The following is a 21,007-nucleotide window of genomic DNA, read 5'->3' on the forward strand; positions in this document are numbered from 1 at the left end:
TGTCTGCCAGGGCGCGCAGCAGGGGTACGTCTCCGTCGGCGGCGCCCGCGAGGGCGTCGAGGTCCGCCGCCGCCTTCGCCGCCCGTGACGTACCAGGGGCGGCGAAGGCGGCGGCGGACCTCGACGCCCTCGCGGGCGCCGCCGACGGAGACGTACCCCTGCTGCGCGCCCTGGCAGACACGGCCCTCGGCTCGGTGGCCCTCGCCGAGAAGCGCCCCGGCGCGCTGCTCCCGCTGCGCCGGGCGCTCGCCGGATGGCTGGAGCTGCGGGTGCCGTACGAGGCCGCTCAGGTACGGATGCTGCTCGCGGCCGCCTGCCGTGCGGCGGGCGACGAGGAGGCGGCCCGCCTTGAGCTCGGCACCGCGCGGGCGGTCTTCGAGCGGCTCGGGGCCGTACCGGACGCCCGGCGCGCGGCCGCCCTGCTCAGCGGCGGGTCGCGGCGGCGGCTCCCGGGCGGGCTCACCGCGCGGGAGGCGGAGGTGCTGCGGCTGATCGCCTCGGGCGGCACGAACAAGGACATCGCCCGTGCCCTGGTGATCAGCGAGCACACCGTCGCCCGGCACCTGAACAACATCTTCGCCAAGCTGGGCGTCGGCTCCCGCGCCTCCGCGACGGCCTACGCGTACGCTCACGACCTGGTCTGAACGGCCCATACGGACCGGTGCCCGCACATGGGCGGTTCGGGCGATGCGCACCGGGAACCCACCGGGCTACACCGGAGACATGACCACCACGACCGACCCCCTGAACACGCTCCGCGGTGCCGTGCGCGGCACCGTCGTGACCCGCGGCGACCCGTCGTACGACGAGGCCCGCCGGGTCTACAACGCCCTGCACGACCGCCACCCGGCCGTCGTCGTCCACGCCGTGGACGCCGGCGACGTGATCGCGGCGGTGCTCCACGCCCGGGAACACGGGCTCCCGCTGGCCGTGCGCGGCGGCTCCCACGCGGTCGCCGGCTTCGGCACCGTGGACGACGGCCTCGTTGTCGACCTGTCCCGGATGCGCGGCGTCCGCGTCGACCCGGAGGCCCGTACGGCACGCGCCGAGGGCGGGGCCACCTGGGGCGACTTCAACCACGCCACCCACGCCTTCGGGCTCGCCACCACCGGCGGGGTGATCTCCTCGACCGGCATCGGCGGTCTCACGCTCGGCGGCGGCATGGGCCACCTGGCCCGCCGTTACGGCCTGAGCTGCGACAACCTGATCGCGGCGGACGTGGTGACCGCCGAGGGCACCCTGGTGTCCTGCGACGCCGAGCGGAACCCGGACCTGTTCTGGGCGCTGCGGGGCGGCGGCGGCAACTTCGGCGTCGCCGTCTCCCTCGCGTACCGGCTGCATCCGGTCGCGGACGTCTTCGGCGGTCTGAGCTGCTACCCCCTCGACGGGGACGTGGCACGCGCCTGGCGCGAGCTGATCGCGGACTCCCCCGAGGAGCTGAACTCGATCCTGGTCCTCGCGCTCGGCCCGGAGGAACCGTTCCTCCCCGAGCGCTGGCACGGCCGCCCGATCTGCGCCGCGTTCACCTGCTTCAGCGGCCCGGAGGCGGAGGACGAGAAGGTCCTCGCCCGCCTGGACGGACTCGGCCCGGTCATCGGCCGGTTCATGGAGCGGATGCCGTACCCGGTGATCAACACCCTCTTCGACGAGCAGCTGCCCGCCGGGCTCTACCACTACTGGAAGGGCAACTTCAGCCGCGAGCTGTCGGACGGGGCGATCGCGGTCCACATGGAGTACGGCGCGACGATGCCGTCCCTCGAATCGGACACGGCGATCTTCCCGATCGACGGCGCCTGCCACCGGGTGGGCCCGGAGGAGACCGCGTTCGCGTACCGGGACGCCGTCTTCTCGCACTCCTTCGGCGGCACCTGGACCGACCCGGCGGACTCGGACCACAACATCGCCTGGACCCGCGCCTACGACACGGCCCTGCGCCCGCACACCCAGGAGGGCGGCTACGTCAACTTCATGGACACCGACGACCAGGACCGCGTACGGGTCAACTACCGGCAGAACTACGACCGGCTGAGGACGGTCAAGCGCCGCTACGACCCCGACAACGTGTTCCGGCTGAACCAGAACATCGCGCCCTGAGCGGGCCCCGCGCGACTACGAGACCGTCCGGGCCGAGGCCAGCAGACGCACGACGTCGTCCGGGGCGAGCGCCAGCGCGTTGCCGACCGTCCCCAGGACCTCCCGCTCGGCCGGGCTGTAGACCCCGTCGGCGAGGGCGATCCCGGCGGCCTGGAGCAGGATCGACTCCCGGCCGGAGGGCGCCAGGTGCGGGGTGAGGGGCTCCAGGGCCTCGTGGAGCTCGATCGCGAGGAGCGCGCCCTCGGGGTTCACCTCGGGCATGAAGCGCCCGGTGTCGGCCTCCAGGGCCTCGACGAGGTCGACGAGCTGGACGGCGGTGCACTCGGCGTAGCCGGCGGACCTGACGGCGCTCACGGCCCGGTCGAGGACCGCCCGTGAGCCGGTGCCGCCGGCCGCGAGCACGGCCAGGGCGACGGTGTGCACGGCGTCCCGCAGCATCGCGGAGAAACGGCTGGTCGTGGGGTGGTCGAGCACCTCCGTACCGAAGTGCGTGTGACAGGCCGCGCATTCGACGACGGGTCCCGTACAGCCCCGGGGCAGGACCGGGACCCCCAGGACGGCGAACCTGCGGCGGCCGGTGCGGCGCCGGTAGTTGCGGTCGCCGCCGCACTCCTCGCAGAAGAACTCGCCGTCTCCGACCGTGTTCCAGGAGGTGCGGATTCCGCAGACGCCCACTTTCCCACCACGTGAATTCCGGGCAGACCGCACACGCACCTCCTCAACGGCCCGGCTGCACTGCCGGCGTTGGCGTGATGTTAGCCACATCCTTGATGTGGCGTCAGCACCCCGTCAGGACTTCACCGCGGAGATGGCCGAGACACGTCACCGCCCGCGGAGCGCGGCGGCGGCGCTTTGTGAAGGCCAGGAAGCCTCAGCCGGCCCGGCCGGCCGCCTCCACCGGGCCGATCGCCCCGGAATCGATGGCCGAAGCGGTCGTCGCGAGATCACCCTCCGGGGTGGCGACGAGCCCCGGAAACATGACCCCGGCCGGAAACGGGACGGCCCCCGCCCCTCGGAAGGGTGCGGGAGCCGTCTCCTGGGGGCCGGGTCAGCGGGCGGAGCGGTTGACCGCCGAGATGACCGCCTTGAGCGAGGCGCGGGTCGTGTTGGCGTCGATGCCGATGCCCCACAGGACCTGACCGTCGATGGCGCACTCGATGTACGAGGCGGCCTGCGCGGAGGCGCCCTCGCTCATGGTGTGCTCCTGGTAGTCCAGCAGGCGGGCGTCCACGCCGATCGCCTGCAGGGCGGCGAAGAAGGCGGAGATCGGGCCGTTGCCGGAGCCGGACAGGACGGTCTCGACGCCGTCGACGACCGCCTCGACGGTCAGCGTGTCCGTGCCGTCCGTGTCGGAGGTGGTCTGGCCGGAGCGCAGCTGGATGCGGCCCCAGGCGTTGTCCGGGTTGGGCAGGTACTCGTCCTGGAAGACGGACCAGATCGCGGCCGGCGTGACCTCGCCGCCCTCGGTGTCCGTCTTCTGCTGGATGATCTTCGAGAACTCGATCTGCATCCGGCGGGGCAGGTCCAGCTTGTGGTCGTTCTTCAGGACGTACGCGATGCCGCCCTTGCCGGACTGCGAGTTGACCCGGATGACGGCCTCGTAGGAACGGCCGACGTCCTTGGGGTCGATCGGCAGGTAGGGGACGGCCCACTCGATGTCGTCGACGGTCTTGCCCTGGGCGGCCGCGTCGGCCTCCATGGCGTCGAAGCCCTTCTTGATGGCGTCCTGGTGGGAGCCGGAGAAGGCGGTGTAGACCAGGTCGCCCGCGTAGGGGTGGCGCGGGTGGACCTCCATCTGGTTGCAGTACTCGGAGGTGCGGCGGATCTCGTCGATCTGCGAGAAGTCGATCTGCGGGTCGACGCCCTGGCTGAACAGGTTCATGCCCAGGGTCACCAGGTCGACGTTGCCGGTGCGCTCGCCCTGCCCGAACAGGCAGCCCTCGATGCGGTCGGCGCCGGCCATGATCGCCAGCTCGGCGGCCGCCACGGCCGTACCGCGGTCGTTGTGCGGGTGGACCGATACGCAGATGTGCTCGCGGCGGGTCAGGTTCCGGGACATCCACTCGAAGCGGTCCGCGTGCGTGGACGGCGTCGAACGCTCCACGGTGGCGGGCAGGTTCAGGATGATCTCGCGGCCCGGGCCCGGCTGCCAGACGTCACAGACCGCCTCGCAGACCTCCAGGGCGAAGTCCAGCTCGGTGTCGGTGAAGATCTCGGGGCTGTACTGGTAGCCGAAGACGGTGCGCTCGTCGAGCAGCTTCTCCGCGTACTCCATGACCAGGCGGGTGCCGTCCACGGCGATCTGCTTGATCTGCTCCTTCGAGCCGCGGAAGACGACGCGGCGGAAGGTGGGCGCGGTGGCGTTGTACAGGTGGACGGTGGCGCGCTTCGCGCCGACCAGGGACTCCACGGTCCGCTCGATCAGGTCCTCGCGGGCCTGGGTCAGCACGGAGATGGTGACGTCGTCCGGGATCGCGCCCTCTTCGATGATGGAGCGCACGAACGCGAAGTCGGTCTCGCCGGAGGACGGGAAGCCGACCTCGATCTCCTTGTAGCCCATGCGCACGAGCAGGTCGAACATCTCGCGCTTGCGGGCCGGGGACATCGGGTCGATCAGGGCCTGGTTGCCGTCGCGCAGGTCGGTGGACAGCCAGCGCGGGGCCTTGGTGATCCGCTGCTCGGGCCAGGTGCGGTCGGGGATCCGTACCTGCTCGTACTGGCCGTACTTGTGGATCGGCATCCCGGACGGCTTCTGCAGCTGCGTCGCGTTGGTGATCGGCGTGGGGCGGCTGACGAACGGAGACTGGGACATGTGCGTTGGGCTCCTCGGGTCCAGCAAGAAGGACGGCCGACTGTCGAACGCAACACCAGGTCCCGCGGGGAGGGGGTCGGCCTACGACTACAGGCCCTCGCCGCGGCAGCTAAGGAGAAGCAGCCCGAAACGCATGATGTGCCGCAGCCTAGCCCAGGGACGCCGGAGACGGACGTCCTGTATCAGTATGCGGGACGGCGCCCGCGTCAAGGCCGAACAGTGACGCATCACTCCATTTCGCCAATCCTCGTCTCACCCCGTGACAGTGAGCTCACGCAGTGCCACATTGCGGGCATGACTCCCCAGACGCCTGTCTTCTGCTCGATCGTCCCCCCGCACCTCCTGGAGCACCTGGCGCACTCCTCGAATCCGGCCGTCGCCGCGGCCGCGCGCCGCACGCTCATCGCGGACGCCTCGGCCCGTACGTTCCGGATCCTGCCGCTGCCCGGCGCCGCGCCCACGCTCGCGCCCGCCGAGGCCGGCAAGCCGCACCGCACGATCTACGACTGCGAGCGCGGCACCGACCTGCCCGGGGTGAAGGTCCGCGGCGAGGGCGACGCGGCGACCGGGGACGCCACCGTCAACCGGGCGTACGCCGGCCTGGGCGCCACCTTCGACCTGTTCCTCAACGCCTTCGGGCACGACTCCATCGACGGCGCCGGGCTGCCGCTGCTCGCCTCCGTCCACTACGACGAGAAGTACGGCAACGCCTTCTGGAACGGCGAGCAGATGGTGTTCGGCGACGGCGACGACGAGATCTTCCTCGACTTCACCCTCCCGGTGGACGTCATCGGCCACGAACTCGCCCACGGCTTCACCCAGCACTCGGCGAACCTGGAGTACTTCAGCCAGTCCGGCGCCCTCAACGAGTCGGTCTCCGACGTCTTCGGCTCCCTCGTGAAGCAGTACGCGCTCGGCCAGTCCGCCGACACCGCCGACTGGCTCATCGGCGAGGGCCTCTTCCACCCGAACGTGGAGGGGACGGCGCTGCGCTCCATGAAGGCCCCGGGCACCGCGTACGACGACGACATCCTCGGCAAGGACCCGCAGCCCGGCCACATGGACGACTACGTCCGCACCGGCCGCGACAACGGCGGCGTCCACATCAACTCCGGCATCCCCAACCACGCCTTCTACCTCGCGGCGACCGAACTGGGCGGCAACTCCTGGGAGCGGGCCGGGCAGATCTGGTACGACGTGATGACCGGCGGGACCCTCACCCCCGAGGCCCGGTTCTCCGAGTTCGCGGCGGCCACGGTGGCGGCGGCGCGGGCGCGGTACGGCGACGGGGAGGAGATCCAGGCCGTCCTGAAGGCCTGGTCGGCCGTGGGCGTACCGACCGACTGATCCGGCTGGTACACAGGTCCCATGCGGATTCGAGTGCGGCGCACGGGCGGTTTCGCGGGCATCGAGCGGTCGGCGGAGGTGGAGGTCTCGGACCCCGAGTGGGAGTCCCTGGCCCACACCGTCCTCGCCGAGGGCGACGGCGACGTCCGGGGCGTGCCGGACGGCTTCTCGTACGAGATCACCGTCGACGGCCGCACGGTCCGCTGCTGCGACCCCCGCCTCACGGACGCGCAGAGGACCCTCGTCACGAGGGTCCTCAAGGAAGGCGCGTAGGTCCTAGCGGGAGGAGCGGCGCCAGAACCTGTTCTCCTTCGGCGGCCGGACCTTCAGGGTCCAGTCCCCGTCGGCGCTGACGAGCTGCACGAGCAGGGGCCCCGCGGGCAGGGGACGCGTCTCCCGGGGGAACCTGCTCGCCTCGTTGGCGAGCAGGTGATCGCTGCCGTCCGGCTCGTAGCCGTGAATGTTGAACCACTCGAAGCTCAGCCTCGTGTGGAGCCGGGAGGTGAGCAGGCCGGCCGGGCCCGTGTACAGCAGCGCGTCGGAGCCCCGTCCCTCGGCGGCGCCGTCGAGGACCTCCAAGGTGCTCACCGGACGGACGGCGACCGTCCACGGCTCGTGGCAGCTCACGCGCAGGCGCAGCGGGGCCTTGCCGTCGTACCGCAGGACCCGACGGGCCCCCTCGTCCTCCATCAGCGTGTTCGCGAGCAGGGCGTCGCTGTCGCCCTTCTCGTCGATGCTGTGCACGGCGAAGTAGCCGTCGCCCTTCCGGGTCGATTCGACGACGACGTAACCGACCGGGATCGGGACGTCGACGGTGATGTCGGCCTTGCCCTCGCCGCTGCGGACGAACTCCGGGAAGTCCCCTCCGAAGAGCTCGGCGTCCGACAGCGGGCCGGCCTGCGGGGAGCGCGGTACGGGGACCTGCGCCGGTGTCCGTACGGGGGCGGCCTCGGCCTCCGCCTCGGCCGCCCGGACCTTGGCGAGGAGCTCCTCGGGGATGGCCTCCGGGGCGGCGCCGACGGAGACGGGCTCGTCGGCCGGGGCGGGCTCGTCGTCGCGCACGGGTTCGTCGTCGGGGGCGGCCTCCGGGTCCCGGCCCACGATGCCGAAGTCCTCGGCGAGGCCGACGAGCCCGGAGGCGTACCCCTGGCCGACCGCGCGGAACTTCCACCCCCCGTCGCGCCGGTAGAACTCGCCGAGAAGGAAGGCCGTCTCGGTGCTCGCGTCGTCGACCGCGTACAGCGCGAGCTGCTCGCCGGTGGTGGCGCTGACCGTCCGGATGTGGAGGCCCGGCACCTGACCGAACGTCCCGTGCTCGCTGGACGCGGTGATCACGATGCGCTGGACGGCCGGCTCGACGCGCTCGGTGTCGATCTCCAGCCAGTCGGCGACCCGCCGCTCCTCGTCCCGCACCTGCCCGGTCAGGCGCACCGCGCCGGACGCGTGCACCGGCTGGTTGTAGAAGACCAGGTCGCCGTCGCCCCTGACCCTGCCCGCGGCGTCGAGCAGCAGTGCCGAGGCATCGACCTCCGGCACCCCGTCACCGGCGTCCCGCCGCACGACCGCGATCCGCCACGCCTGCCCGGGGACCGGCAGGTTTCCCCCCTTGACGATCTCTGTCACGGCGCCATGCTGGCACGCGGCACCCGCGAAGTCGACGGGTGCCGCGGCGCGCGGAGAACGGTGGTCGCCCTAGAAACCCAGCTTCCGCAGCTGCTTGGGATCCCGCTGCCAGTCCTTCGCGACCTTGACGTGCAGGTCGAGGAAGACCGGGGTGCCGAGGAGGGCCTCGATGTGCTTGCGGGACTTCATGCCGACCTCCTTGAGGCGGCTGCCCTTCGGGCCGATGATGATGCCCTTCTGGCTGGGGCGCTCGATGTACACGTTGGCGTGGATGTCGAGCAGCGGCCGGTCCGCCGGGCGGTTCTCGCGCGGGATCATCTCCTCGACGACCACCGCGATCGAGTGCGGCAGCTCGTCCCGCACGCCTTCGAGCGCGGCCTCGCGGATCAGCTCCGCGACCATGACCTGCTCCGGCTCGTCCGTGAGGTCGCCCTCCGGGTAGAGCGGCGGGGACTCCGGGAGCAGCGGGACCAGCAGGTCGGCGACGAGCTGGACCTGCTTGTTGCCGACGGCCGAGACCGGCACGATCTGCGCCCACTCGAAGCCCAGCTCCTTGCCGAGCTGGTCGACGGCGATCAGCTGCTCGGCGAGGGTCTTGGAGTCGACCAGGTCGGTCTTGGTGATGATCGCGACCTTGGGGGTCTTCTTGATCCCGGCGAGTTCCTTGGCGATGAACTTGTCGCCGGGGCCGAGCTTCTGGTCGGCGGGCAGGCAGAAGCCGATCACGTCGACCTCGGCCCAGGTGGTGCGCACCACGTCGTTGAGCCGCTCGCCGAGGAGGGTGCGGGGCTTGTGGAGGCCGGGGGTGTCCACCAGGATCAGCTGGGCCTCCGGGCGGTGCACGATGCCGCGGACGGTGTGCCGGGTGGTCTGCGGCCGGTTCGAGGTGATGGCCACCTTCTGGCCGACCAGAGCGTTCGTGAGGGTGGACTTGCCCGCGTTGGGGCGGCCGACGAAGCAGGCGAAGCCGGCCCGGTGGACGGCTTCGGTTTCTTGGTTGCGAGCGCTCATGGGGGCCATTGTCCCCGATGAGCGCCCGCCTCACGTACTCACGTGCGCACTCGGCTCCGCACGGGCCGCCCGGTGCCGCCGGAGCCGCAGGCCGAAGAGGCCCGCGGCACCCCCGACGAGCAGGGTCGCGGCGGCGAGCCAGGGCAGGGCGAGGAAGGAGACCGTGCCCGTTTCCCGGACGTCCTTCGCGGTGGCGGTGAGGGTGATGTCACCCCAGTCGAGCTGCGGGGAGCCGGTCCACCGCTCGGTGAGCCGGATCTTCTGCCGGGGCAGCAGCTCGGACGGCACCCCGGCGAGGTCGCGGTCGAGGAGGGTGCGTCCGAAGAGGCCCTCCGCCCTGAGGGCGACCTTGGGGTTGAGGGTGACGTTGCCCCGGTTGTGCAGCGTGTACGAGACGACCGCGCTGCTCGTGCCGGCGCCGGGGACCAGCGGCCGGTCCTGGTCGACGGTGACGTCCTCGACTGCGAGGGCCGGCACGGTCGGCCCGTTGACCCGCAGGTAGAGGCGGGCGGCGACGGCGCGCTGGACGCCGACGGCGACGGCGCCCTTCCCGCCGGGGCTGATCCGTTCGTCGAGGGCGACGAGCGCCCCGGGGTGGTCGCCGGGGTCGGCGTCGGCGGGGACGGTCAGCGTGTACCGGACGGTGACGGCGGAGCCGGGCGGGACGGTGATCCGGGTCCGCTCGGGCGTGATCCAGGCACCGGCGCCGGTCTGCTTCTCCCGCTGGGTGCGGACGGCGAAGCCGCCGTCCCGGTCGGTGTTGTAGGCGTCGGCGCCGTAGAGCCGGAAGGTCAGCGGGGCGGCCGTCTTGTTGGCGACGGTGACCCGGTCGGTGAGCGTGGAACCCGGATCGGCGCTGAGGAAGAAGTAGGGGCGGCTGCCCAGCCGGGCGGCGGCCGGATAGACGGCCCACTCGCCGTTCTCGGCGGCCTGTGCGTGCGGGGCGGGGCCCAGAAGGAGGAGCAGGACGCTCAGGAGGAGTACGTACAGCGTGCGCACGAGTCGGAAACCCCCGGGGTGCGGAGCGGGCCGGCCGGGTGCGCGCCCGGCCCGCACGGTGGTCAGGACAGGGTGAGCGTCAGCACGCCCGCGTACGAGCCCGGCGCCGTGAAGGCCGGGACGTCGAGGGAGAGCCCCGCGTCGATCGTGAACTCGCCGCCCGTGAGCGCGCCGTTCGGCGTGGAGGCGAGGGTCGCGCCGCCGCTGCCGACCGGACCGGACGAGCCGGCCGCGCAGGCGCTGGGGCTGCCGGCCTTGGCGGTGCAGGCCGGGGTCCAGCTGAGGTTGCCGGCGCCGATGGAGCCGCCGGTGCCGGTGAAGTCGGTGACCTTGCCGGTGAGGGACCAGCCCGCGGGGCCGCCGCGGAAGTCCTTCACCGTCACCGTCCTGAGGTCGCCGGTCGCCGCGCCGCCCTGACCGAAGTCGACGGACGACAGCTCGACGGCGTCCCCGGCCTGGGTCATGGAGAGCTCACCGGCGGTGACGGCCGCGGTGATGGTCTGACTGTTCGGCGGCGCCGGTACGACGACCTTGTACGCGGCGGGTCCGGCGCCCTTGTCGGGGTCCCAGGCCGCGCCCTCGTAGGCCACGATCCCGGTGGTCGCGACGTCGTTGACCTTCAGGCGCGCGGCGAAGGAGCCCTCGCTGTCGGTCGTGACGGTCATCCTGTCCGCGGTCTCCGCCGCCCCTGCCCGGCCGACGACGGTGACCTCGGTGAGCGGGGTGAACTTGGAGCCGTTGACGGTCACCCGGACGCCCGGGTCGCCGGACGCGGTGTCGAGGGACAGCGCACGGGTGTTGGGGCTGGTCACGGGACTCGCGACGACCGTCTCGGAGACCGGGGCGGGCGGGGTGAGCACCGTACAGGGGGTGTCCAGCTCCATGAGGTAGCTGGTGTGGATGTTGTAGTCGCCGGGCGAGAGGGTGATCGACCCGGCCTGGGTGACGGTGAAGGTGCCGGTCATCGAGAAGGCCGGGAAGGAGCCCTTGCCGGGGACCGGCGGGTTCTTCTTGGGGCCGTTGACGGTGACCGCGCCGCTCTGGGCGCCGCCGAGGACGACCTTGCCGCTGGGCGTCATGATGTCGGCCGGCAGGGCGAGGTCGACCGGGTTGGACGCGGCGGGCTTGGTGATCGTGTACGTCACCGTGACCGTCTCGCCGACCTTGGGGCTGGCCTTGTCGACGGTGATCTCGGCGGTGGTGGTGCCCGTGATGGGCGGGATGCCGGCGATCGGCGGCGGGACGCAGCGGGTCTGGAATTCCACCGGCTGGGAGGTGGTCGTCGCGCCGGCCGGGGCCGCGAGCGCGCCTCCTGCGACCGCGAGGGCGGTGGCGCCGAGGACGGCGGTCCAGCGCCGTCTTCGGGCCGCCGCCCGGGATCGGGTGAGTGCCATGGGTGTGCCCCCTCCTGAGGGATGAGTGGGCGCCATTGACGGCTGCGGGCGGAGAGAAGTCAATGCAAGCGAAAGACATCGACTGATGACCCATCAGATAATGTCAAGATCCTCGGATCGGAGGCGTTTCCCCAGGTCAGCCGCCTCTCCCAGGGGGCCGGAACACGACGGAGACCGGTGCCGCCCAGGGCGGCACCGGTCCGGTCGGTACGGGGATCAGCTGAAGACGAACGGGCCCGGCGACTGCGAGGTCAGCGCGTCACAGTTCACCGTGACCCCGAAGATCACCATCTTCAGGGCGACACCCGCGAAGTACGAGTTGAGGCTGTCGCCGGAGGCCACGGTCCCGCTGAGGGGGCCGATGGTCACGGGCCCCACGGGGAGCGCCGGGTTCTTCTTGCCGCTGAAGACCCGCGTACCGCCACCGGCCTTGGCCAGCGTCAGCGTGGCGTTGATCTGGTCGGCGCCGACCGGGATCGGGGTCGTCACGGACGAGGTGAGGGTGATCGTGGCGGCGGTGCCGCTCTGCGTCGCGACGAGGGTGGCGCTGCCGCCGCCCCACGAACCGCAGTCGTACGTCGCCGTGGCCGAGCCCGGCGAGACGGCGGCGGCCGTCGGCGCGAAGGCGAGCGAGGCGGCGGCGAGTCCTCCGGCGACGACCGCGACGGTCCCTAAGGTGCTTCTGCTTCTCATGGCGGGTTCGAACCCCTTCCGATGGCGAACGCAGGGGTGCGGACACTGCGTGAATGGTGGAGATCTGACGGTCCGTCGGGCGGACCGGTGTTCATTGAGACGCAGACCGCATGGGAAGGCAAGAGAAGTTGCGGTGATCCTTCACAAACACACAAACGCGGTGACGCACAAGGGCCCGGCGCGTGTACGCCGGGCCCTCGATGTCCCGTTCTCGCCGCTCGCCCCCGTGCCGCGGCCGAGTCGCTCAGCCCGCCGTGACCGCCACGCGCAGCTGCCCGTCCGGACCGGCCAGCAGGACCGGGGTCTCCGGGCCGCCGAGGTCCCGCACCGCCGCGCGGTCCTCGTCCGACGCCGACTCGGCGCTCGACACGACGGCCGCCGCCTCCAGGGACTGGGCGCCGCTCGCCACCGCCATCGCGACCGCGGTCCGCAGGGCGCTCAGCTTGAGCGACTCCAGCTCCACGGTCCCCGCCACGTACGTACGACCGGTCTCGTCCCGTACGGCGGCCCCCTCGGGCACACCGTTGCGGGCGCGGGCGCTGCGCGCCAGCGTGATGATCTTGAGGTCCTCGGCGCCGAGGTCGCCGTGCTCGCTGCTGAGTGTCATGCCCCGAGCATAGGTCCGCGCCGGAACGCGGCCCGCGACGACCCCGAAGCTCAGCCCGCGACCGGGTACATCGCCCCGCGGCGCCCCTCCGGCGACACCAGCCACTCCAGCTTCTCCGCCGTGCCGGCCTCCGGCAGCGGGGTGTGGAGCACGATCACCAGGTCCGGGCGGGCCGGGACCCTGAGCTGGGTCGCCTCGACGCACAACGTGCCGACCAGCGGGTGCTCCAGCTCCTTGCGGTTCTGGCCGCCGGGCAGGATGTCCCGCCGCTCCCACAGCTCCGCGAACTCCGGACTCAGCTCCCTGACCTCCTCGACGACCTGCCGGAAACCCTCGTCGTCGGGACTCTCCGAGCACGCCGAACGGAACTGGGCGACGACCCGGGGGGCGATCTCCTCCCAGTGGCCCACGCGGGTGCGGTACAGCGGGTCGGTGAAGAAGGTGACCAGGCAGTTCTGCACGGTGTCGGGACCCATCCCGAGAACGATCGCCGCCGCGTCGTTGTACAGGACCGTGTTCCAGTACGCGTCCATGATGTGCGCGGGGAACGGCATCCACGCGTCGATCAGCCGCCGCAGTCCGTCGCACATGTCCCGGTCCTCCGGGGCCGTCTCCGGCGCCGGCGGGTTCAGCGCCGCCAGGACGTACAGATGACGCCGCTCCGCCGGGCTCAGCCGAAGCACCCGCGCCACCGAGTCGAGCACCTGCGGCGAGACCGTGATGTCCCGGCCCTGCTCCAGCCACTGGTACCAGGAGACCCCGACGCCGGCGAGCACCGCGACCTCCTCCCGGCGCAGCCCCGGCGTCCGGCGGCGCGCGCCACCGTCCGGAAGGCCGGCCTCCGCGGGGCTCACCCGGGCCCGACGGCTCATCAGGAACTCGCGCAGTTCGCCGAGTCGGTGCCGCTTCGCCGTGGCGCTCTCGAGAGCGGTGGCCACGTGTGCTTCCTCCCCCTGGATGCCTGGTGGTACGACCAACAGGATAAGTTCCCGCTCCCCAGCGTTGTTCCCGGACGCCGAAGGTGGCGTCATGGCAACGCTGACCTCTCCCCCCGCGGGCACCGACACCGGGGCCGCCACTCCGGCCGCTCCCCCGGCCCTCACCGGCCGCACCCGGCTCATCCTCTTCGTGCTGTGCGCCGCCCAGTTCATGGTGGCGCTCGACTTCTCAGTGCTGAACGTGGCACTGCCCGTCCTCGGCGCCGACCTCGGCCTCGGCCAGTCCGCCCTCCAGTGGGCGGTCACCGCCTTCGCACTGCCCTCCGGCGGCTTCCTGCTCCTCTTCGGCCGCGTCGGCGACCTCTACGGACGCAAGAAGCTGTTCCTCGCCGGACTCGCCCTCTTCGGCCTCGCCTCGCTGCTCGCCACCTTCGCCTGGAACCCGGCCGCCTTCCTCACCGGCCGCGCCCTCCAGGGCATCGGCGCCGCCGCGATCGTGCCCACCGGCATGTCCCTGCTGACCACGACCTTCCCCGAGGGGCCGCTGCGCGACAAGGCGCTCGGCATCTCCGGCACGCTGCTCTCGCTCGGCTTCACCGTCGGCATGGTCCTCGGCGGCGTCATGACGGACACCCTCGGCTGGCGCTCCACGATGGGCCTGCTCGCCCTCTTCGCCGTGATCGTGCTGCCGCTGGCCCCCGGCCTGCTCCCCGAGTCCCGCACCCCCGAGCGGCCCCGCCTGGACGTGCCCGGCGCGGTGACCGTCACCGGCGGTCTGCTCGCCCTGATCTACGCCCTGTCGACGGCGGCCGAGCGCGGCTTCGGCGGCACGGACGTGCTGGTCACCCTGGTCGCGGGGATCGTGCTGCTCGCGGTGTTCGTGCGGGTCGAGTCCCGGCACGCGGCCCCGCTGGTGTCGCTGCCGATGCTGCGGCGCGGCACGGTCGCCTTCGGCAACCTGGGCGGTCTGGTCACCTTCTCGATGATGTCGACCGTCGTCTTCGTCCTCACCCTGTACCTGCAGGAGACGCTGGACCTGTCGGCCTTCGCGACCGGACTGGTCTTCGGTGTGCAGGGCGTGGTGTCGGTCGTGGCCGGCATGCTCGCGCCGAAGGTGATCGGCCGGATCGGCGCCCGCGCCACCCTGGTCGGCTCGCTGGTCGGCCAGGGCGCGCTGACGGCCGCGCTGCTCGGTCTGGGCGAGGAGTCGGGCGTGGTCCTGGCGACCGTCGCCGTCTCGCTGGCCTCGATGTGCCACCTCGGCGCGATCATCTCGTACGGACTGACCGTCACCTCGGGCGTCCCGGACGAGGAGCAGGGCCTGGCGACCGGCCTGGTGACGACCACCCAGCAGGTCGGCCTCACGGTCGGCATCCCGCTGCTCGGCGTGCTCGCCACCACGGGCGGTGACCTGTACGGGGGCGTCCGGACGGTCCTCGTCCTGGACGCGGCGATCGTCCTGGGCACGGCGGTCCTGGTCGGCCTCGGTCTGAGGCGCCGGTCCTGACCCCCACACCGGCGGGAGTGCCACGGCGGGACGAGAGCCACGGCCGGGCGAGGACCGTGGCCTGTCGACGGCTACGGCCTGTCGAGACGGAGCCGTACGGCCTTCGGCAGACCCGCGACCACCAGGTCGTACGAGTCCTCGACGAGCTCCCGGACCATGCGGTCCGGGAGCTCTCCGACGGTCACCGTGTTCCAGTGCCGCTTGTTCATGTGATAGCCCGGGGCGATGGCCGGATGCTCCTCGCGGAGCCGTACGGCGTCGTCCGGATCGCACTTGAGGTTGACCCGCAGCGGCTCGGCTTCGAGCCACGAGAGCGCGAACAGCTTCCCGGCGACCTTGAAGACGGAGACGTCGGGCCCGAACGGGAACTCCTCCGTCGCGTCGTTGAAGTCCAGGCAGAAGGCGCGCAGCTCGTCGGGGGTCATGCCTGCTCCTCCTCCGCTTCCAGGGGTTCCACGAGAACGGTGACGATCTTGTTCCGGCGGCCGGCCGGGGACTCGGCCGTCAGCCGCAGCGAGCGCCCGTCCGGCAGCTCCACGACCGCCTTGGCGCCCGCGATCGGAACCCGGCCGAGCGCCTTCGCGAGCAGCCCGCCGACGGTCTCCACGTCCTCGTCGTCGTACTCGTCGGGCCCCAGCCCGTACAGCTCGCCGAGGTCTCCGATGTCGAGGCGCGCGGTGACCCGGTGGCTGCCCCCGCCGAGGTCCTGGACCGGCGGCAGCTCCCGGTCGTACTCGTCGGTGATCTCGCCGACGATCTCCTCCAGGATGTCCTCGATGGTGACGATCCCGGCCGTGCCGCCGTACTCGTCGATGACGACGGCGACGTGATTGCGCTCCTGCTGCATCTCGCGCAGCAGGTCACCGGCGTTCTTGGTGTCGGGCACGAAGGCGGCGGGCCGCATCGCCGTCGACACCACGTCCGCCTCGGAGTCCCGGTTGATGTGCGTCTTTCGGACCAGGTCCTTCAGATACACGATGCCGACGATGTCGTCCTCGTTCTCCCCGGTGACGGGGATACGGGAGAAGCCGGAGCGCAGCGCGAGGGTGAGGGCCTGACGGATCGTCTTGTACCGCTCGATGCAGATGAGATCGGTACGGGGCACCATCACCTCGCGGACGAGCGTGTCGCCCAGCTCGAAGACGGAGTGCACCATGCGGCGCTCCTCGTCCTCGATCAGCGACTCCTGCTCGGCGAGGTCCACCATGGCCCGCAGCTCGGCCTCGGAGGCGAAGGGGCCCTTGCGGAAGCCCTTGCCCGGGGTCAGCGCGTTGCCGATGAGGATCAGCAGCTGCGGGATCGGCCCCATGATCCGGGCCAGCGGCAGCAGGACGTACGCGGCGGCCGTCGCCGTGTTCAGCGGGTGCTGACGGCCGATGGTGCGCGGTGAGACGCCCACGGCCACGTACGACACGAGGACCATCACGACGATGGCGACGAGCAGCGCCTCCCAGGTCTCCGGGAAGGCTTCGAGGCAGGCGTACGTGACGAGGACGCCGGCCGCCATCTCGCAGGCGACGCGCACCAGCAGGGCCACGTTGAGATAGCGGGTGGGGTCGGAGGCGATCTGGGCGAGCTTCTCGGCCCCGCGCCGGCCGGACCGTACGGCCTCGGCGGCGCGGAAGCTGGAGACGCGCGCGAGACCGGCCTCGGCGCAGGCGGCGAGCCAGGCCACGACGACCAGGGCCACCGCGCCGAGGATCAGCGAAACGTCCATCGGGGTCAGGAGACGGTCGGCGCCGGGGACGGGCCGGTGAGGCCCTTCTCCTCGCGCCAGCCGTCGACGATCGCCGCCTGGAGGCCGAACATCTCGGCCTTCTCGTCGGGCTCCTCGTGGTCGTACCCGAGGAGGTGGAGCACGCCGTGGACGGTGAGCAGCTGGAGCTCCTCGTCCATGGAGTGCTCCGTCGGCGCGTCCTTGCCCTGCTGGGTGGCGACCTCGGGGCAGAGCACGATGTCACCGAGGAGCCCCTGCGGGGGCTCCTGGTCATCCTTCGCCGGCGGGCGGAGCTCGTCCATCGGGAAGGACATGACGTCCGTCGGACCCGGCAGGTCCATCCACTGGATGTGGAGCTGCTCCATCGCCTCCGCGTCCACGACGATCACCGAGAGCTCGGAGAGCGGGTGGATGCGCATGCGCGCGAGCGCGTAGCGGGCGATGTCGAGGATCGCCTGCTCGTCGACCTCGGTACCGGACTCGTTGTTGACGTCGATCGACATGTGTTCTGCGTTCTACTTCCCGTTACGGCCGCGCCGATGCTCGCCGCGGCTGTCGTCGCGGCTCTCGTTGCGGAGGTCGTACTGCTCGTACGCGTCGACGATACGGCCGACGAGCTTGTGCCGGACGACATCCTGCGACGTGAGCGTCGAGAAGTGGACGTCCTGGACCCCGTCCAGGATGTCGCGGACCTGTCGCAGACCGCTCTTCGTCCCGTTCGGCAGGTCGACCTGGGTGACGTCACCGGTGATGACGATCTTCGAGTCGAAGCCGAGGCGGGTGAGGAACATCTTCATCTGCTCGGGGTTCGTGTTCTGCGCCTCGTCCAGGATGATGAAGGCGTCGTTCAGCGTCCGGCCGCGCATGTACGCCAGGGGCGCGACCTCGATCGTCCCGCTCGCCATCAGCTTGGGGATCGAGTCGGGGTCGAGCATGTCGTGCAGGGCGTCGTAGAGCGGGCGCAGGTAGGGGTCGATCTTCTCGTAGAGCGTGCCGGGCAGGAAGCCGAGGCGCTCGCCGGCCTCGACGGCCGGGCGGGTCAGGATGATCCGGGTGACCTGCTTGGACTGCAGGGCCTGGACCGCCTTGGCCATGGCCAGGTAGGTCTTTCCCGTACCGGCGGGACCGATGCCGAAGACGATCGTGTGCTTGTCGATCGCGTCGACGTACCGCTTCTGGTTGAGGGTCTTGGGCCGGATCGTGCGACCGCGGTTGGAGAGGATGTTCTGCGTGAGCACCTCGGCGGGAGTCTCCTCGCCGCCCTCCGAACCGTTCTCGCTCGCCCTGAGCATGGCGATCGAGCGTTCCACCGCGTCCTCCGTCATCGGCTGACCGGTGCGGAGCACCAGCATCATCTCGTCGAACAGGCGCTGGATCAGCGCGACTTCCGCCGCATCGCCGACCGCGCTGACCTGGTTGCCCCGGACATGGATGTCGGCCTGCGGGAACGACCGCTCGATCACGCGGAGCAGTGAGTCACCCGAGCCGAGGATGGTCACCATCGGATGCTTGGCGGGGACGGTGAACTGAGCGCGGGCTTCGCCGGGCTCGCCGTTGTGGGATGAGGGCGTTTGAGTCATGGGCCGGCACTGTGGCCTGCACACACCTCCCGATGCAGGGCCGTCGCCGCTCGACCGCCTCTGGGCTACCAAGCCTACGACTCGGTGCCGACAAGCCCGTAGCGGTTTACGGAGGCGTCGCGAGCAGCGGGTTTCCGGCGGGGTCTACGTGTGTGCCGCTCGGAAACCGATCGTCGGCACCGCCCGGCGCAGCGGCCAGGGTCGGGCGGGGGCGGGGAGGAGCCGCTCCAGGAAGGCGTAGCGGTCGCGCAGGGCCTCGGGGTCCTGGCTCTCGTGGCCCTGGACGTGCTGCCACCAGGCGGCGATCTCGCCCCAGGTGGGGGCGGACAGGGAGCCGCCGAACTCCTGGACGGAGAGGGCGGCGGTGAGCCCGGCGAAGGCGAGACGGTCGGCGAGCGGCCAGTCGGCCAGGGTGCCGGTGACGAACCCGGCGACGAAGACGTCCCCGGCTCCGGTCGGGTCGAGGGCGGAGACCTGGATGGCGGGGACCTCGGCGGTCTCGCCGGTGCCGCCGTCGACGGCGTAGGCGCCTTCGGAACCGAGGGTGACGACGGCGTAGCGGACCTTGTCGGCGAGGGCGCGGGCGGCGGCCCGGGGGCAGTCGGTCCGGGTGTAGCGCATGGCCTCGGCGGCGTTCGGCAGGAAGGCCTCGCAGTGGGCGAGGTCGGTGAGGCCGGCGAGGTCCCAGCGGCCGGTGTCGTCCCAGCCGACGTCGGCGAAGACCTTGGCGCCGCCGCGGGCGGCCTGGGCGACCCAGTCCTCGTCGCGGCCGGGGACGAGGGAGGCGACGGCCGCGCGCGCGTGCGGCGGGTAGGCGGGCAGGGCGCCGTCCAGCGGCGGGGCCTCGTGGCCGTGGGAGACCATCGTGCGCTCACCCTCGTAGGCCATGGAGACCGTGACCGGGGAGTGCCAGCCGGGGACGGTGCGGGAGAGGGACAGATCGATGCCCTCGCCCTGTTCGAGCGCGTCCCAGCAGTACTCGCCGTAGTGGTCGTCGCCGAAGGCGGCGGCGAGGGAGGTGCGGAGCCCCAGCCGGGCCAGGGCGGTGGCCATGTTGGCGACGCCGCCGGGGCTGGAGCCCATGCCGCGGGCCCAGGACTCGGTGCCGCGGACGGGAGCGGAGTCGAGGCCGGTGAAGATGATGTCGAGGAAGACGGTGCCGGTCAGGAAGACGTCGCAGGCGGGGTCGGTGGGCTCGCGCAGGCACACCAAAGGGTCGACCCCGGCGTCCTGTTGCGGCTGGTCTCCCCTTGCTGTGGTCACGGCGGACTCCCCGGTCGTGGTGCGTGGACCGGCACCGTGGTGCCGATCTGAACAGTGTGCCCGATGGGGCTTGAGAGACGGGGGGACACCACACGACGGTCGCGCGGTACCCATCCCACTCGACCCCAAACCAATTGTGACCCGTATCACGGACCGAATCGGGGGATTCCGCCTTCTCCGCTCACTCGGATGCTTGATACACATGATGCCGCGACCCCGTGGCTCACCGGGCGCCGTCTCACTTCCCTGTTCAGTTCCTGGAACGCCCATGTCGTCGCGCCCGCGCGTCCCGGGGGCCCTCGTCGCCCTCGTCTCCCTCTTCACCGCCGGTTACCTCGCCCCGTACCTGCTGCCGACCGTCGTCGGCCGGCTCTCCGCCGGGCTCGGCCTCACTCCCGCACAGGCGGGCCTCGTGGGATCCGTCCTGCTCCTCGGCTCCTCCACCGCGGGCTTCACGCTCGCCGCCCGCGGGGACCGGATCGGCCCACGCCGGGCGGCCCGCGCGGGCCTGCTCGCGATGGCGGTGGGATACGGCTCCGCCGCCGCCACCGGCATCGTGCCCCTGGTGGTGGCGGGCGCGGTCCTCGGCGGCCTCGGTTCGGGTACGGCGACGGCGGTGGCGGCGGCCGGGATCGCCGGACAGCGGGACCCGCACCGGGCCTCGACACTCGGCCTGCTCTCCGTCTCGGCCACGGCGGGCGCGCTCTACCTCACCCTCCCGCACCTGTCCGGCGGCCACGCGCCGCCGCTGCTCGCGATCGCCTGCGCGGCAGCCCTGGTGTGGCCGCTCACGAGCAGGCTGCCGGGCGGGATCCGGGAGCCCCGCGAGTCCGCCCCGACGGGCCCCCTCCCCCACCGCACGGCGGGCGCGGTCCTGGCGGGCGGCATCCTCCTCTGGTCCCTCTCCCAGAACGCCCTGTGGGGCGTGAGCGGCCGCATCGGCCTCACCCAGGCCGGTCTCTCCGAGGTCACCGTCGGCGCGGTCTTCGCGGCGGCGCTCGGCGCGGGTCTCCTGGGGGTCACGGCGGCCGGCGCGCTCGGCTCCCGTCTGGGCCGGGCGGTGCCGATCGGCGTGGGCACGGTCGTCATCGGGGGCTGCGTACTGCTCAGCTCGGCTGCGGAGGACCTCGCGTCCTTCGCCACGGGCGAGATCCTGTGGAACGCCTGCTACCCGGTGGTCCTCTCCTACCTCCTGGGCCTGGCCGCCTCCCTCGACCCGCGGGGCCGCTGGGCGGTCCTGGTCGGCGCGGCGTCCTCCCTGGGCGTGGCCTGCGGCCCCCTGGCGGGAAGCCTGCTGTCGGAGGGCGCCGGGTACCCGGGCATGGGCATGGTCCTGTGCGCCCTGCTCGTCCTGGTCGCCGTCCCGATGACAGCGGTGGCCCGCCACGTCTCGGGCCGCCCCCTCGTCCCGGGCTCGGTGCG

Annotated in this window: 20 protein-coding genes; 6 read left to right on the top strand and 14 right to left on the bottom strand. The window is 72.0% G+C overall.

Features of this window, described 5'->3' with window-relative positions:
* Together AOK00_RS02995 and AOK00_RS03000 are read left to right on the top strand one after the other, a co-directional pair.
* A partial coding sequence (locus AOK00_RS02995; protein ID WP_173861491.1) for a helix-turn-helix transcriptional regulator occupies positions 1 to 644 on the top strand: 644 nt, incomplete at its 5' end.
* 79 nt (positions 645 to 723) lie between these two features.
* Positions 724 to 2,094, top strand: a complete 1,371-nt coding sequence (locus AOK00_RS03000; protein ID WP_055598779.1) for an FAD-binding oxidoreductase — start codon at positions 724 to 726, stop codon at positions 2,092 to 2,094.
* A gap of 15 nt (positions 2,095 to 2,109) precedes the next feature.
* On the opposite strand, the gene AOK00_RS03005 is transcribed toward AOK00_RS03000, so the two are convergent.
* Positions 2,110 to 2,802, bottom strand: a complete 693-nt coding sequence (locus AOK00_RS03005) for a TerB family tellurite resistance protein (protein ID WP_055598764.1) — start codon at positions 2,800 to 2,802, stop codon at positions 2,110 to 2,112.
* Positions 2,803 to 3,142: 340 nt separating this feature from the next.
* Positions 3,143 to 4,906 (bottom strand): 2-isopropylmalate synthase, encoded by a 1,764-nt coding sequence (leuA, locus tag AOK00_RS03010; RefSeq protein WP_055598765.1) that lies wholly within the window; start codon positions 4,904 to 4,906, stop codon positions 3,143 to 3,145.
* Between the two features lie 294 nt (positions 4,907 to 5,200).
* On the opposite strand from leuA, the gene AOK00_RS03015 reads away from it, so the two are divergent.
* The gene (locus AOK00_RS03015) at positions 5,201 to 6,253 is read left to right on the top strand and encodes a M4 family metallopeptidase (RefSeq protein ID WP_055598766.1); all 1,053 of its coding nucleotides are present in this window, start codon (positions 5,201 to 5,203) and stop codon (positions 6,251 to 6,253) included.
* A gap of 21 nt (positions 6,254 to 6,274) precedes the next feature.
* Complete coding sequence (locus tag AOK00_RS03020) at positions 6,275 to 6,526, top strand: protealysin inhibitor emfourin (protein ID WP_024757699.1); 252 nt, start codon at positions 6,275 to 6,277, stop codon at positions 6,524 to 6,526.
* A gap of 3 nt (positions 6,527 to 6,529) precedes the next feature.
* Here AOK00_RS03020 and AOK00_RS39945 read toward each other — a convergent pair whose 3' ends face one another.
* The 7 genes from AOK00_RS39945 to AOK00_RS03055 all read right to left on the bottom strand — a co-directional run bounded on the left by AOK00_RS39945 (position 6,530) and on the right by AOK00_RS03055 (position 13,452).
* Entirely contained in the window at positions 6,530 to 7,876 is a 1,347-nt protein-coding gene (locus AOK00_RS39945; protein ID WP_055598767.1) for a TerD family protein, read from the bottom strand.
* A gap of 69 nt (positions 7,877 to 7,945) precedes the next feature.
* Positions 7,946 to 8,896, bottom strand: a complete 951-nt coding sequence (gene era, locus AOK00_RS03030; protein WP_374420164.1) for a GTPase Era — start codon at positions 8,894 to 8,896, stop codon at positions 7,946 to 7,948.
* A 21-nt stretch (positions 8,897 to 8,917) separates the two neighbouring features.
* Entirely contained in the window at positions 8,918 to 9,886 is a 969-nt protein-coding gene (locus AOK00_RS03035; RefSeq protein WP_055598769.1) for a WxL protein peptidoglycan domain-containing protein, read from the bottom strand.
* A 62-nt stretch (positions 9,887 to 9,948) separates the two neighbouring features.
* Positions 9,949 to 11,280, bottom strand: a complete 1,332-nt coding sequence (locus AOK00_RS03040; protein WP_055598770.1) for a hypothetical protein — start codon at positions 11,278 to 11,280, stop codon at positions 9,949 to 9,951.
* 216 nt (positions 11,281 to 11,496) lie between these two features.
* Complete coding sequence (locus tag AOK00_RS03045; protein ID WP_055598771.1) at positions 11,497 to 11,973, bottom strand: hypothetical protein; 477 nt, start codon at positions 11,971 to 11,973, stop codon at positions 11,497 to 11,499.
* A gap of 244 nt (positions 11,974 to 12,217) precedes the next feature.
* The gene (locus tag AOK00_RS03050) at positions 12,218 to 12,580 is read right to left on the bottom strand and encodes a cytidine deaminase (RefSeq protein ID WP_030317464.1); all 363 of its coding nucleotides are present in this window, start codon (positions 12,578 to 12,580) and stop codon (positions 12,218 to 12,220) included.
* Positions 12,581 to 12,630: 50 nt separating this feature from the next.
* Complete coding sequence (locus AOK00_RS03055; protein ID WP_437441379.1) at positions 12,631 to 13,452, bottom strand: helix-turn-helix transcriptional regulator; 822 nt, start codon at positions 13,450 to 13,452, stop codon at positions 12,631 to 12,633.
* Between the two features lie 157 nt (positions 13,453 to 13,609).
* On the opposite strand from AOK00_RS03055, the gene AOK00_RS03060 reads away from it, so the two are divergent.
* Positions 13,610 to 15,025, top strand: a complete 1,416-nt coding sequence (locus AOK00_RS03060) for an MFS transporter (protein WP_055598773.1) — start codon at positions 13,610 to 13,612, stop codon at positions 15,023 to 15,025.
* 71 nt (positions 15,026 to 15,096) lie between these two features.
* Here the strand turns inward: AOK00_RS03060 and AOK00_RS03065 are convergent, their stop codons facing one another.
* The 5 genes from AOK00_RS03065 to AOK00_RS03085 all read right to left on the bottom strand — a co-directional run bounded on the left by AOK00_RS03065 (position 15,097) and on the right by AOK00_RS03085 (position 19,585).
* Positions 15,097 to 15,450 (bottom strand): MmcQ/YjbR family DNA-binding protein, encoded by a 354-nt coding sequence (locus tag AOK00_RS03065; protein ID WP_055598774.1) that lies wholly within the window; start codon positions 15,448 to 15,450, stop codon positions 15,097 to 15,099.
* A complete protein-coding gene (locus AOK00_RS03070; protein WP_055598775.1) occupies positions 15,447 to 16,742 on the bottom strand; it encodes a hemolysin family protein in 1,296 nt (431 codons plus the stop codon). The genes AOK00_RS03065 and AOK00_RS03070 overlap by 4 nt, the downstream gene beginning before the upstream one ends.
* Positions 16,743 to 16,747: 5 nt before the next feature.
* The gene (gene ybeY / locus AOK00_RS03075; RefSeq protein ID WP_030317475.1) at positions 16,748 to 17,245 is read right to left on the bottom strand and encodes an rRNA maturation RNase YbeY; all 498 of its coding nucleotides are present in this window, start codon (positions 17,243 to 17,245) and stop codon (positions 16,748 to 16,750) included.
* A 12-nt stretch (positions 17,246 to 17,257) separates the two neighbouring features.
* On the bottom strand, positions 17,258 to 18,322 hold the full coding sequence (locus AOK00_RS03080; RefSeq protein ID WP_055598776.1) for a PhoH family protein: 1,065 nt from the start codon (positions 18,320 to 18,322) through the stop codon (positions 17,258 to 17,260).
* A gap of 144 nt (positions 18,323 to 18,466) precedes the next feature.
* Positions 18,467 to 19,585: a carbohydrate kinase family protein gene (locus AOK00_RS03085; RefSeq protein ID WP_055598777.1), complete on the bottom strand. Its 1,119-nt coding sequence runs from the start codon at positions 19,583 to 19,585 to the stop codon at positions 18,467 to 18,469.
* 268 nt (positions 19,586 to 19,853) lie between these two features.
* On the opposite strand from AOK00_RS03085, the gene AOK00_RS03090 reads away from it, so the two are divergent.
* Positions 19,854 to 21,007, top strand: a 1,154-nt coding sequence (locus tag AOK00_RS03090) for an MFS transporter (protein WP_055598778.1), incomplete at its 3' end; no start/stop codon positions are given.

Source organism: Streptomyces aureus, assembly GCF_001418135.1.
Taxonomy (GTDB): Bacteria; Actinomycetota; Actinomycetes; order Streptomycetales; family Streptomycetaceae; genus Streptomyces; species Streptomyces aureus_A.

Bases quoted from the DNA above. Each gene is read 5' to 3' on its own strand.
- era (WP_374420164.1), bottom strand. From the start codon at position 8,896: ATGGCCCCCATGAGCGCTCGCAACCAAGAAACCGAAGCCGTCCACCGG.
- AOK00_RS03020 (WP_024757699.1), top strand. From the start codon at position 6,275: ATGCGGATTCGAGTGCGGCGCACGGGCGGTTTCGCGGGCATCGAGCGG.
- AOK00_RS03065 (WP_055598774.1), bottom strand. From the start codon at position 15,450: ATGACCCCCGACGAGCTGCGCGCCTTCTGCCTGGACTTCAACGACGCG.
- AOK00_RS03070 (WP_055598775.1), bottom strand. From the start codon at position 16,742: ATGGACGTTTCGCTGATCCTCGGCGCGGTGGCCCTGGTCGTCGTGGCC.
- AOK00_RS03055 (WP_437441379.1), bottom strand. From the start codon at position 13,452: ATGAGCCGTCGGGCCCGGGTGAGCCCCGCGGAGGCCGGCCTTCCGGAC.
- AOK00_RS03050 (WP_030317464.1), bottom strand. From the start codon at position 12,580: ATGACACTCAGCAGCGAGCACGGCGACCTCGGCGCCGAGGACCTCAAG.
- AOK00_RS03045 (WP_055598771.1), bottom strand. From the start codon at position 11,973: ATGAGAAGCAGAAGCACCTTAGGGACCGTCGCGGTCGTCGCCGGAGGA.
- AOK00_RS03080 (WP_055598776.1), bottom strand. From the start codon at position 18,322: ATGACTCAAACGCCCTCATCCCACAACGGCGAGCCCGGCGAAGCCCGC.
- AOK00_RS03040 (WP_055598770.1), bottom strand. From the start codon at position 11,280: ATGGCACTCACCCGATCCCGGGCGGCGGCCCGAAGACGGCGCTGGACC.
- AOK00_RS03015 (WP_055598766.1), top strand. From the start codon at position 5,201: ATGACTCCCCAGACGCCTGTCTTCTGCTCGATCGTCCCCCCGCACCTC.
- AOK00_RS03060 (WP_055598773.1), top strand. From the start codon at position 13,610: ATGGCAACGCTGACCTCTCCCCCCGCGGGCACCGACACCGGGGCCGCC.
- ybeY (WP_030317475.1), bottom strand. From the start codon at position 17,245: ATGTCGATCGACGTCAACAACGAGTCCGGTACCGAGGTCGACGAGCAG.
- leuA (WP_055598765.1), bottom strand. From the start codon at position 4,906: ATGTCCCAGTCTCCGTTCGTCAGCCGCCCCACGCCGATCACCAACGCG.
- AOK00_RS03000 (WP_055598779.1), top strand. From the start codon at position 724: ATGACCACCACGACCGACCCCCTGAACACGCTCCGCGGTGCCGTGCGC.